This is a genomic window from Streptomyces sp. NPDC037054, assembly GCF_055606745.1.
Genome location: NZ_JBVJSJ010000004.1, coordinates 216,772 through 228,656, shown reverse-complemented (window position 1 = coordinate 228,656; position 11,885 = coordinate 216,772). Strand labels below are relative to the sequence as shown.

10 protein-coding genes are annotated in these 11,885 nt (G+C 71.5%); 5 read left to right on the top strand and 5 right to left on the bottom strand.

The window, feature by feature from the left end; genetic code table 11:
* Window positions 1-14: 14 nt before the first annotated feature.
* Window positions 15-524: a Cys-tRNA(Pro) deacylase gene (gene ybaK / locus ACZ7D7_RS11940; RefSeq protein WP_470823934.1), complete on the top strand. Its 510-nt coding sequence runs from the start codon at window positions 15-17 to the stop codon at window positions 522-524.
* Window positions 525-660: 136 nt separating this feature from the next.
* Here ybaK and ACZ7D7_RS11935 read toward each other — a convergent pair whose 3' ends face one another.
* The 4 genes from ACZ7D7_RS11935 to ACZ7D7_RS11920 all read right to left on the bottom strand — a co-directional run bounded on the left by ACZ7D7_RS11935 (window position 661) and on the right by ACZ7D7_RS11920 (window position 4,587).
* Window positions 661-1,353 (bottom strand): AAA family ATPase, encoded by a 693-nt coding sequence (locus tag ACZ7D7_RS11935; RefSeq protein ID WP_470823933.1) that lies wholly within the window; start codon window positions 1,351-1,353, stop codon window positions 661-663.
* Between the two features lie 34 nt (window positions 1,354-1,387).
* The gene (locus ACZ7D7_RS11930; RefSeq protein ID WP_470823932.1) at window positions 1,388-2,203 is read right to left on the bottom strand and encodes an ABC transporter permease; all 816 of its coding nucleotides are present in this window, start codon (window positions 2,201-2,203) and stop codon (window positions 1,388-1,390) included.
* 89 nt (window positions 2,204-2,292) lie between these two features.
* Window positions 2,293-3,267 (bottom strand): ABC transporter ATP-binding protein, encoded by a 975-nt coding sequence (locus ACZ7D7_RS11925; RefSeq protein WP_470824251.1) that lies wholly within the window; start codon window positions 3,265-3,267, stop codon window positions 2,293-2,295.
* A 108-nt stretch (window positions 3,268-3,375) separates the two neighbouring features.
* Window positions 3,376-4,587 carry an NYN domain-containing protein gene (locus ACZ7D7_RS11920; RefSeq protein ID WP_470823931.1) on the bottom strand — a complete coding sequence of 404 codons (1,212 nt, stop codon included), beginning with the start codon at window positions 4,585-4,587 and terminating at the stop codon, window positions 3,376-3,378.
* A gap of 224 nt (window positions 4,588-4,811) precedes the next feature.
* Between ACZ7D7_RS11920 and ACZ7D7_RS11915 the strand changes: the two genes are divergently transcribed.
* Window positions 4,812-4,976 (top strand): hypothetical protein, encoded by a 165-nt coding sequence (locus tag ACZ7D7_RS11915; RefSeq protein ID WP_470823930.1) that lies wholly within the window; start codon window positions 4,812-4,814, stop codon window positions 4,974-4,976.
* 85 nt (window positions 4,977-5,061) lie between these two features.
* Here the strand turns inward: ACZ7D7_RS11915 and dnaE are convergent, their stop codons facing one another.
* On the bottom strand, window positions 5,062-8,601 hold the full coding sequence (gene dnaE / locus ACZ7D7_RS11910) for a DNA polymerase III subunit alpha (RefSeq protein WP_470823929.1): 3,540 nt from the start codon (window positions 8,599-8,601) through the stop codon (window positions 5,062-5,064).
* Between the two features lie 236 nt (window positions 8,602-8,837).
* Between dnaE and ACZ7D7_RS11905 the strand changes: the two genes are divergently transcribed.
* From ACZ7D7_RS11905 to ACZ7D7_RS11895, 3 genes are all read left to right on the top strand, one after another.
* On the top strand, window positions 8,838-10,163 hold the full coding sequence (locus tag ACZ7D7_RS11905; protein WP_470823928.1) for a DUF2252 domain-containing protein: 1,326 nt from the start codon (window positions 8,838-8,840) through the stop codon (window positions 10,161-10,163).
* An 89-nt stretch (window positions 10,164-10,252) separates the two neighbouring features.
* Complete coding sequence (locus ACZ7D7_RS11900; RefSeq protein ID WP_470823927.1) at window positions 10,253-10,945, top strand: hypothetical protein; 693 nt, start codon at window positions 10,253-10,255, stop codon at window positions 10,943-10,945.
* A 103-nt stretch (window positions 10,946-11,048) separates the two neighbouring features.
* The gene (locus ACZ7D7_RS11895; protein WP_470823926.1) at window positions 11,049-11,873 is read left to right on the top strand and encodes a DsbA family protein; all 825 of its coding nucleotides are present in this window, start codon (window positions 11,049-11,051) and stop codon (window positions 11,871-11,873) included.
* Window positions 11,874-11,885 lie beyond the last annotated feature (12 nt).

Genomic DNA, 11,885 nt, shown 5'->3' with positions numbered 1-11,885 from the left:
AGGAACAGGCCGGGATGGCGAAGAAGGCGAAGAAGCAGCAGGACAAGGGGCCGGGCGGCACCCCGGCGACGGTGGCGCTGACGGCGGCCGGGGTGACGTACACGGTGCACTCCTACGACCACGACCCCGCCCACCCCTCGTACGGCGAGGAGGCCGCCGAGGCGATGGGCGTCTCCCCGGACCGCGTCTTCAAGACGCTGGTGGCGGACGTCGACGGGGCCCTGACGGTCGCGGTCGTGCCCGTGGCGGGCCAGCTGGACCTCAAGGCACTCGCCGCGGCGGTCGGCGGCAAGCGCGCCGCGATGGCCGACCCGGCGCTCGCGGAGCGCACCACGGGCTACGTCCGCGGCGGCATCTCGCCCCTCGGGCAGCGCAAGCGGCTGCGCACGGTGCTCGACGCGTCGGCGTCCGCGCACGCCACGATCTGTGTCTCGGCGGGCCGCCGCGGCCTGGAGGTCGAACTGTCCCCGGACGACCTGGCGAAGCTGACGGACGCGGTACTGGCCCCGATCGGCCGGACCTGACGGGCGGCAGCACCTGACGGGCGGCCGGACCTGACCGGTCGCGGCAGCCGGTCGCGCGGGTGCCCGCAAGGAAACGGGCGGGGCCCGCGCGGGCGCCGGCAAAGGACTGCCCGGGCCCCCGCGGGCGCCCGCGGGATCACTGCTTGGGCGGGGCGCCCTCGGGCGTCGGCAGCTGCTGGTACGGGGCGTACGGCTCCGGGTCCCGCGGGCCGAACATCGCCGTCAGGCCGAGGTGGACGACCAGTGTCGTGAGCGACCACGCCAGCAGCGCGCCCTTCGCGCCGAGCCTGAGCGGCGCCGAGAAGGTCACGCCCTTGCCGACCTCCCTGGCGTGCGCGACCACGTCCTGCTCCGGCCCGAGCCACACCCCGAGCCGCCACGCGAGCAGCGAGCCGAGCAGTCCGCCGACGGCCAGCGCCACCACCAGGGGCACTCCCCCGCGCCGCCGCGCCAGGAAGGCGACGCCCGCGGCGACGGCGCCGAAGGCCAGCGCGAGCAGCGTGAACGTTCCGTCCACGCCGACGGCCTGCTCGCCCTCGGTGTCCTTGAGGTAGACCACCCAGCTGTCGCCGGACACGTCACCGACCAGCGGCACCTGCGGCGCCAGCCACCACCACAGCACTCCGAGCAGCGCGCCGGCCAGCGCCACGACCACCGTGGTCACGGCGGCCTCCCGCAGTTCCGTCTTCATACCGGGGCCGTCCTGTCCGTACCAGCCGAGCCCGCTTCCCCGGGGCGCGTCCGTCTCGTGCCCGGCGGGCGGCTGGTGCCACGCCCGGTGCGCGGACTGTTCGTGCGGCGGTGGAGGTGGAGTAAGAGGTGCGGTCACCCTGACATCGTGCCAGGCCCGTCCGCACGGCGCGTCATCGGACGGCGGCCCGGCGGTAGGCCCACGTCGCCACGGCGAGCGAGATGACGCCGACCATGCCGCACACGGCGAGGTCGCCGAGCACGAACGCCCAGTCCGGGTCGGGCCCGAAGGTGCGCGCGAGGGCCTCCACGCCGTACGTCGACGGCAGCAGGTCCCGCGCCAGGCGCACGACCTCGGGCATCCGGTCGGCCGGCAGCACGCCGAGCAGCAGCGCCGCCGACATGCCGAGCTGGCCGAGCAGCGTGGCCAGTTCGGGCCGGGGCGCGAGCAGTCCGAGGGCGGCCCCGAGCCCGGCGAGGGCGGCGCCCGCGAGCGGGATCACCGCGGCCAGGACCCACAGGTGCGCCATCGGCAGCCCGAACAGCACACAGCCGAAGACGGCGGTCACGACGGTGCCGGGCACCGTGAAGGAGGCGTACGCGCCGGCCGCGCCGAGGACCACGGCGGCGGGCGGCACGGGCAGCGTCGCGTAGTGGTCGAGGCCGCCGCTGGCCCGCAGCTGGCCGAAGTACTGGGCGAGCAGGTTGAGCGCGACGAACGCGACGACGAGCACCGCGGAGCCGGCGACGACGGCGCGCGCCTCGTCGCCGCCGTCCACCACGCCGCGCATGAGGATCATGATGCCGATCGACTGGAAGGTCGCCACGAACAGCAACGGGATCCGCGCGACCCGCGCCCGGGACAGCTGCGCCCGGTACACGGCGGCCAGCGACGGCCACAGCCGCGCCCTCGGCCCGAGCTCGGCGGCGCGCGTGGCGGTCTCCTGGACGGCCACGCCCGGCAGGGCATCGGCGGGTACGACACTCACGTCGCGCTGCTTCCCTTCACCAGGTTCGACTCCGGCTCCCGCCCCGTCCGGTACGGACGCGGAGGCTCCCGCGCTCAGGACCCGCGGGTTCACGCCTTCACCAGCCCCTGCTGCGCGGCGCCGCCGAGGGCCAGGTACACGTCCTCCAGGCTGGGCGTGGCCAGCGTGAAGTCGTCCAGGGCGGCGAAGGCGGCCCCGCCCGTGACGGTGGCGACGACGGCGCGGGCCTCGTCGGGCGCGAGCCGCAGCGTCCAGCGGCGTCCCGAGCGCACGGCGTGGTCCCGCAGCGCGGCGACCTCCGGGACGTGCAGCGGGGCGGTCTCGCGCCACACGAGGTCGACGCGGACCTCGCCCGCGACCTGTTCCTTCAGCCCGACCGGGGTGTCGCAGGCGATCACGCGTCCCCGGTCGAGGACGGCGACCCGGTCGAGGACGGTCTCGGCCTCGATGACGTTGTGCGTGACGAGCAGGACGGTCGTGCCGCGCTCGGCGCGGCGCCGGTCGACGGCGGCCCAGACGGCGCGCCGCGCCACCGGGTCCATGCCGGTGGTCGGCTCGTCGAGGACGAGCAGCGGACGCTCGCCGACCAGCGCGGCGGCGAAGCAGGCCAGGCGCCGCTGCCCGCCGGACAGCTTCTTCAGCGGGCGACCGGCGATGGCCGTGAGGCCCAGCTCCTGAAGGACGTCGTCCCGCTCGGCGCGGGCGCTGCGCACGTCCAGGCCGCGCAGTCGTCCGGTCGTCTCGGCGGCGAGGGACACGGTCAGCTCGTCGAGGGCGGTGGACTCCTGCCCGAGGTAGGCGAGGAGGCGGGAGGCGCGCTCCGGGTGACGCACGATGTCGTGGCCGAGGATCTCGACGCCGCCGCTGTCGGGCCGCATCAGGCCGGTCAGCTGGCGCACGAGGGTGGACTTGCCGGCGCCGTTCGGGCCGAGCAGGCCGAAGATCTCGCCGCCCCGGATGTCCAGCTCGACGTCGTCCGTGGCCCTGACCTCGGGCGTGTCCGGTACGCCGCGCCTGCCCCGTACGGCCGGATAGGTCTTGGTCAGCCCGCGCACCGCACACACGACGTCACCGCCGTGCCGAAGGGCCTGTGCCGCGCGCGTACTCACAAGGGACGAGACTACGGGGTCCGCGGGCCCGCCCTGTCCCCGGGGCCCGCGTCCGGGACCGCCTCAGTCGGCCGCCGGGGCGTGTTCGACGCCTGTTCGCACACCGATCTCGCGCCAGAATCCGGCGCGGATGGCATACCGGTCGTGCTCGTCGATCTGGTCGTCCTTGTGGGCGAGCAGCCCGAACCGGGCGGCGTACCGGAGCAGTTCCCCGTCGATGCGGTGCGGGATGCGCGGGTACATGCCGGACAGCCGCTGGAGGTGGCTCTGGTCGCCGAGCCGCTCCACCCAGCGTCGGGCGAAGACCTGCCCGACCTCGAAGGGGTCGCCGCCGACGGTCGTGATGTCCTCCTCGCGGTCGGCCCAGCGCTGCTCGGCCGTGGTCAGCTGGGCGAGCGTCGGCATCGACGCGGCCTCCAGCGGCTCGGCGGGCGGGCGGTCCACCCAGCCCTTGTCGGAGGACCAGCGCAGGGTCGCGGTCGTCGGGGGCGGCGGCGCGGGGTGCTGGCCGTGGGCGCGCAGGGCGGCGAGGTCCTTGGGCGTGGGGACGCCCTTGGCGGCGGGCGCCCGGTCCTGGCTGCCGTTCGCCGCGGGGGCGGGCGGGCGGTGCGGGGTCTCCTCGGCGGAGCGCTCGGGCGCGGCGAGCGCGGACTCGGGCAGCGGCGCGGACAGGATCGCGGCGATCTCGGGCCGGGGCACGGGGGGCGGCGCGCACACGCCGGTGAGTTCCTTCGCGCGGACCGCCCGGGTGATCCACGTGCGGTCCAGGACCCGGCGTTCGTCGGCCTCGGCGACCAGGTCCTCGGACTGGTTGTAGTCGCCGTCGGCGGCCTGCACGGCCCACAGGTGGACGGCGACGCCGTGTTCCTTGGCGGCCATCATGCCGGGCAGCAGGTCGCCGTCGCCGGTGACGAGAACGATGTCGGAGCAGGCACGGTTGCGGGCCAGCTCGGTCAGCTCGGCGTGCATCGCGGCGTCCACGCCCTTCTGCGCCCAGCGGCCGTCGCTGCGGGTCAGCGCGCCGAGCCGGACGGTGACCCGGGGCATCACGCGCAGCCTGCGGTGCTCGGGCTGCGGGACGCGGTCGGGGGCGCCGTCGAACCAGTAGATGCGCAGCAGGGGCTGCTCGGTCTCGGCCTCGGCCCGCTCGCGCAGGCCCTGGATGAGGGCGGTGTGGTCGACGGTGATGCGCGAGCGCGAGGGTTCCCCGGCGAGGAGGCTGGCGGCGGCCCCCAGCAGATACCCGGCGTCCACCAGGACGATGCAGCGGTCCACGCGGTCCACCCTCTTTCCGGGAGGTTTGCTTCGGGCTTGCTTCGAGTCTGCCCGACCACGCGGGGGTTAACGGTCCGAACTCGATCTTCGGCGTGGCGTTTCGCGTCCGCGCGGCGCGACCAACCCTGTCACAGACGGTAATTACCCGAAATGCGTTCTTTGTCAGCCTATGTGAGTCTGATCCCGGCCCTGGCCCCTAGATCCCCCACAGGAGGCAGATCACCATGGCCAAGAACAAGAACCGTGATCGCAAGCAGCCGCAGGCCGAGCGCAGCCAGGAGGCGGCGCACCAGACGGCGATGGAGACGCAGGCGCACGAGCGTGCCACGCAGGTGACGCCCGGCGACGTCGCACGCAAGGGCCGGCAGAAGCGCTTCGGTCACAACTGACACCTGTGTAACGGGCAGTTGACGCCCTGGGCACATGCGGAGGGGCGCACCCGCCACGGGTGCGCCCCTCCGTCGTGCTCGTCGGTCAGCCGGCCAGGCAGGACGGTCCGAGCAGCACCTTCAGGTCGCCGAAGAGCGCCGGGTCGGGCTTGACGCGGTGCCGGTCCAGCCGCAGCACGGTCGTCTTCGTCGGGCCCTGGAGCTTGATCCGCACCTCGCTGTCGCCCTTGTGGTGGCTGAGGATCTCGCCGAGGCGGCTGACCATGGGCGGGGTGACCCGGGTGGCCGGGATGGTGAGCACCACGGGCGCGTTGGTGCCCGCGTTGGACAGGTCGGGGACCATCAGCTCCATCGCGACCAGGCGCGGCACGTCCTCACGCTTGTCGAGCCGGCCCTTGACGAACACGACGGCGTCCTCGACGAGTTGGGTCGACACCAACTGGTACGTCGCCGGGAAGAACATGCACTCGATGGAGCCGGCGAGGTCCTCGACGGTGGCGATGGCCCAGGCGTTGCCCTGCTTGGTCATCTTGCGCTGGAGGCCGGAGATGATGCCGCCGATGGTCACGACGGAGCCGTCGGAGTAGTCGCCGCCGGTGAGCTGGGAGATGCCCGCGTCGGCCTTGTCGGACAGCACGTGCTCCAGGCCGAACAGGGGGTGGTCGGAGACGTAGAGACCGAGCATCTCCCGCTCCTGGGCGAGCAGGTACGTCTTGTCCCACTCGTCGGTGGAGAACTCCACGTCCATGCCGAAGCCCGGTTCGCTGCTGTCCTCCTCGCCCATGCCGCCGAAGAGGTCGAACTGGCCCTCGGCCTCCTTGCGCTTGACCGCGACCACGTTGTCGATCATCGGCTCGTACTGGGCGGTCAGGCCCTTGCGGGTGTGGCCCATCGAGTCGAAGGCGCCGGCCTTGATCAGCGATTCCGTCGTCCGCTTGTTGCAGACGACCGCCTCCACCTTGTCGAGGTAGTCCGGGAAGGACGTGTACTTCCCCTTGGCCTTGCGGCACTTGATGATCGACTCGACCACGTTGGTGCCGACGTTGCGCACGGCCGAGAGGCCGAAGAGGATCACGTCGTCGCCCTGGGCGGCGAAGTTCGCCTCGGACTCGTTGACGTTCGGCGGGAGGACCCGGATGCCCATGCGGCGGCACTCGTTGAGGTAGACCGCCGACTTGTCCTTGTCGTCCTTGACCGAGGTGAGCAGCGCGGCCATGTACTCGGCGGGGTGGTTCGCCTTGAGGTAGGCGGTCCAGTACGACACGAGGCCGTACGCGGCGGAGTGCGCCTTGTTGAACGCGTAGCCGGCGAAGGGCACCAGGACGTCCCACAGCGCCTGGATCGCCTCGTCGCTGTAGCCCTTCTTGCGGGCGCCCTCCTGGAAGAGAACGAAGTTCTTCGCCAGTTCCTCGGGCTTCTTCTTGCCCATCACGCGGCGGAGGATGTCGGCCTCGCCGAGCGAGTAGCCCGCGATGATCTGGGCGGCCTTCTGCACCTGCTCCTGGTAGACGATCAGGCCGTAGGTGACGTCCAGGACCTCCTTGAGCGGCTCCTCCAGCTCGGGGTGGATGGGCGTGATCTCCTGCTGCCCGTTCTTGCGCAGCGCGTAGTTCGTGTGGGAGTTCATGCCCATCGGGCCCGGCCGGTACAGGGCCGACACGGCGGAGATGTCCTCGAAGTTGTCCGGCTTCATCAGCCGCAGCAGCGAGCGCATCGGGCCGCCGTCGAACTGGAAGACGCCGAGGGTGTCGCCGCGCTGGAGCAGTTCGAAGGTCGTGGGGTCGTCGAGCGGGAGGCTCAGGAGATCGATGTCGATCCCCTTGTTGGCCTTCACCATCTTGACGGCGTCGTCCATGATCGTCAGGTTGCGCAGGCCCAGGAAGTCCATCTTGAGCAGGCCGAGCGACTCGCAGCTCGGGTAGTCCCACTGCGTGATGGTGACGCCGTCGGTGTGCCTGACCCAGACCGGGACGTGGTCGGTGATGGTCTCGCTGGACATGATCACGCCGGCGGCGTGCACGCCCATCTGGCGGACCAGGCCCTCGACGCCCTTGGCGGTGTCGATGACCTTCTTCACGTCCGGCTCGTTCTCGTACATCCCGCGGACCTCGCCCGCCTCCGAGTAGCGCGGGTGCTGGGGGTCGGTGATGCCGGACAGCGGGATGCCCTTGCCGAGGACGTCGGCGGGCATGGCCTTGGTGATGCGGTCGCCCATCGCGTACGGGTAGCCCAGCACGCGCGCGGAGTCCTTGATCGCGTTCTTCGCCTTGATGGTGCCGTACGTGCCGATCATGGCGACCTTGTCGGCGCCGTACTTCTCCGTCACGTACCGGATCACCTCGACGCGCCTGCGCTCGTCGAAGTCGATGTCGACGTCGGGCATGGAGACGCGCTCGGGGTTGAGGAACCGCTCGAAGATCAGGCCGTGCGGGATCGGGTCGAGGTCGGTGATGCCCATGGCGTAGGCGACGATCGAGCCGGCCGCGGAGCCCCGGCCGGGGCCGACGGCGATGCCCTGCTTCTTGGCCCACATGATGAAGTCGGCGACCACGAGGAAGTAGCCGGGGAAGCCCATCGAGATGATGACGTCCATCTCGTACTCGGCCTGCTTCTGGCGGTCGGCCGGGACGCCGCCCGGGAAGCGGCGCTCCATGCCGCGCCGGACCTCCTCCTGGAACCAGGTGACCTCGGTGTAGCCCTCGGGGATGTCGAACTTGGGCATGAGGTCGCGCTTCTCGAACATGCCTGTGGTGTCGACCATCTCGGCGACCAGGAGCGTGTTGGCGCAGCCCTCCTGCCAGGCGTCCGAGGAGTCGATGGCGTACATCTCGTCGGTGGACTTCAGGTAGTAGCCCGTGCCGTCGAACTTGAAGCGGTCGGGGTCCGAGAGGTTCTTGCCGGTCTGGATGCACAGCAGGGCGTCGTGGGCCGTGGCCTCGTGCGCGTACGTGTAGTGCGAGTCGTTGGTGACCAGCGGGGGGATGCCGAGCTTCTTGCCGATCTCCAGCAGGCCGTCGCGGACCCGGCGCTCGATCTCGATGCCGTGGTCCATCAGCTCCAGGAAGTACTTGTCCTTGCCGAAGATGTCCTGGTACTCGGCCGCCGCCTTCAGGGCCTCGTCGAAGTGGCCGAGGCGCAGCCGGGTCTGGACCTCGCCCGAGGGGCAGCCGGTGGAGGCGACGATGCCCTCGGACCACTGGGAGATGGTCTCCTTGTCCATCCGGGGCCACTTCTGGAGCCAGCCCTCGGCGTACGCGTCGGAGGAGAGGCGGAAGAGGTTGTGCAGGCCCGTCTTGTTGACCGCCCACATCGTCTTGTGCGTGTAACCACCCGAGCCGGAGACGTCGTCCCGCTTCTGGTGCGGCTGGCCCCACTGGATCTTGCGCTTGTTGCGCCGCGACTCGGGGGCGACGTACGCCTCGATCCCGATGATCGGGGTGATCCCGGCCTTCTGCGCGGAGTGGAAGAAGTCGTACGCCCCGTGCAGGTTGCCGTGGTCGGACATGGCGATGTGCGTCATGCCCATCTCGTTGCACGCGTTGAACATGTCCTTGAGCCGCGCGGCACCGTCCAGCAGCGAGTACTGGGTGTGGACGTGCAGGTGCGTGAACGGCGGCTTCGACACGTTCGGCCTCCAGGGGAAACGTCGGACGACAGGCTGCGGACAGTCTGGGGGGACAGCGTCGAAGTCTATGCCTCGGCACTGACACTCGCGGTGGATCCCCGCGTACCTTCGTCCGAGGTGCGCGGGCACTCCCCGGTACCTTCGAACGTTGTTCCGCACGGACGGCCGCACGGACGACCGGACGGACGATCCGCTCCACCCCGTCACGCACCACCCGCACCAGGAGGCACCCAGCGATGTCGGTCCCGCAGCTCAGCGACGAGCACCGCGGCGAGGAGATCCTCGCCGTGTTCGACACCGCGTTCGGCGAGCTCCTGGCCGCCGACCCGGCCGCGTTCCGCGTGAAGTTCCGCAAGATGGCGGCCTCGGCGTTCGCCTTCTACCGGGGGACGGCGTGTCTCTTCTACCGCGACCTGGAGCCGGAGCGGCGCGGCGGCCCGTTCCTGGACGAGCGCACCTCGCGCGTGTGGATACACGGCGACCTGCACGCGGAGAACTTCGGCACCTACATGGACGCGACGGGCCGCCTGATCTTCAACGTCAACGACTTCGACGAGGCCTACGTCGGCCCCTTCACCTGGGACCTGAAGCGCTTCGCCGCCTCGGTGGCCCTGATCGGGTACGCGAAGGCGCTCAGCGACGAGCAGATCACCGACCTGGTGCGCACGTACGCGGGCGCGTACCGCGAGCGGATCCACGCGCTCGCGACCGGCGCCAAGAGCGACGAGGTGCCGCCCTTCACGCTGGACACGGCGGAGGGCCCGCTGCTGGACGCGCTGCGTGACGCCCGCGCGCTGACCCGGTTCGGGCTGCTGGACTCGATGACCGAGATCCGCGACTTCGAGCGCCGTTTCGCGGCCGGCGGCGGCTCCGTCGAGCTGGACGCGGCCACGCGCTACAAGGTGCTCGCCGCGTTCGACGGCTACCTGGAGACGCTGCCGGAGTCGTCGCTGGCCCGCCCGGACTCCTACCGCGTGAAGGACGTCGTCGGCCGCCGCGGGATCGGCATCGGCTCGGCCGGCCTGCCGTCGTACAACATCCTCCTGGAGGGCAACAGCGACGCCCTGGAGAACGACGTGGTGATCTACATCAAGCAGGCCCAGACCCCGGCCGTCTCGCGGCACATCACCGACCAGGCGATCCGCGACTACTTCGCGCACGAGGGCCACCGCACGGTCATCTCGCAGCGCGCCCTCCAGGCGCACGCCGACCCCTGGCTCGGCTGGACGGAGCTGGACGGCTCGGGCCAGCTGGTCGCCGAGGTGTCGCCGTACGCGGTGGACCTGGACTGGGGCGACATCGACGACCCGGAGGAGATCACCCAGGTGGTCGCCGACCTCGGCCGGGCCACGGCGACGATGCACGCGGCGGCGGACGACCAGTCCGGCGAGTCGCTGGTGCCGTTCTCCACGGAACGGGCCATCGACGCGGCGATCGCGGCGGCCGAGGACGACTTCGCGCCGCTGCTGGTCGACTTCGCGCACTCCTACGGCGCACGCGCGCGTGCCGACCACCAGATCTTCGTGGACCTCTTCCGCAACGGCCGCATTCCGGGTCTCTGACCCCCGGCCCCGTCCCCGTCCCCTCCCCCCGCTCACAGGTTCCCTTTAGGAGCCCTTTACCGGAGCACGTGACAGACTCTTCTTTCGCTATGGACATGTCCGGGACCCCGATCAGAGCCCTGCGCGCGGCGCTGTTCACGGCACTCGTCGTGACACTCAGCACCGCGTCGCACGTGCTGCTGTCGCGGGCCCCGCTGCCGTTGAACACGGTGGCCGCCGTCGCGGTCGGCGTCTTCGTCGTCGCGTACGCCCTCGCGGGCCGCGAGCGCTCCTTCGGCCGGATCGCCGCCCTGCTGGTCCCGCTGGAGCTCGCCGCCGACACCCTCCTCACCACCGGCCAGCACGTCTGCTACGGCAGGGCGGGCGGCCCGATAGCGGGGCCGCTGCGCTCCGTCGGCTTCGACGTGCTGTGCGGCGACGGCACGGCGGTCGGGGCGCCGCTGGCCCAGGTCTCCGGCGCCGACACCGACCGGCTCGCGACGCTGCTCGCGCAGGCCGAGCCGGCCACCGCCTGGCTCCTGCTCGGCGCGCACCTCGGCGTCGGCCTGCTCGCCGCCGCCTGGCTGCGCCGCGGCGAGCGGGCCCTGGCCCAGCTGCTGCGGGCGGTCGCGGCGGCCACGTTCCGGCCGCTGCTGATCGCCGTGGCCACCGTGACCGCGCGGCCCGGCCCGGCGCCGCGCCCCTTCCCGCGCCCGGCGCGCCGCACGGCGCCCGCCCGCGGTCTGCTCCTCGCGCGCTCCCTGGGACGGCGTGGACCTCCGTGCCCGGCCGCCCTCGTCTGAGGCCCAGCGCCTCCACGTCGGCACCACCCCCTGAGCACCAAGCAGTCCCCCCTCATTCGTATCCCGCACACGACGTGTGCGCGTCCCCATGGAGAAGACCCCCATGAGCAAGCGGAACAGCAAGGCGGCGAAGACGGCGGCCCGGGAGCGTCTGCGCGCCGAGCGCGAGCGCGCCGCGAAGAAGGCGAAGGTCAAGCGGCAGATCATCGTCGCCTGCTCCATAGTCGGCGTCCTCGCGATCGCCGGCGGCATCGGCTACGCGGCGGTCCAGGCGAGCAAGCCCGACCACTGGGACGCCGCGAAGAACGACAAGCTCGTGAAGCCCGCCAACACCACCGGCAAGGACGGCACGACCGTCGTCCTCGGTGAGAGCGACGCCAAGAAGACCCTCGTCATGTACGAGGACCCGCGCTGTCCGGCCTGCGCCGCCTTCGAGCAGTCCGTCGGCGAGACCGTCCACAAGGGCCTCGAGGACGGCAAGTACAAGGTGCAGTTCGTCGGCGCCACGTTCATCGACAACAACGTCCCGGGGGTGGGCTCGAAGAACGCCCTCAGCGCGCTGGGCGCCGCGCTGAACGTCAGCCCCGAGGCGTTCCTCGACTACAAGACGGCGCTCTACTCGGCCAAGTTCCACCCCGAGGAGACCGACGACAAGTTCGAGGACGACGACTACCTCATCGAGGTGGCGAACAGCGTCGACGCGCTCAAGGGCAACAAGGCGTTCCAGAAGGACGTGAAGGACGGCACCTACGACAAGTGGGCGCTGACCATGGGCGAGAAGTTCGACGCCGACGGCGAGAAGTACGGCTTCCAGGGCACGCCGACCCTGCTGATGGACGGCAAGAAGCTCACCGGTTCGGACGGCAAGAACTCCCCCATGACCCCCGAGGAGTTCAACAAGGCGATCGACGCGGCGCTGAAGGCCTGAGACCGGCCGGCT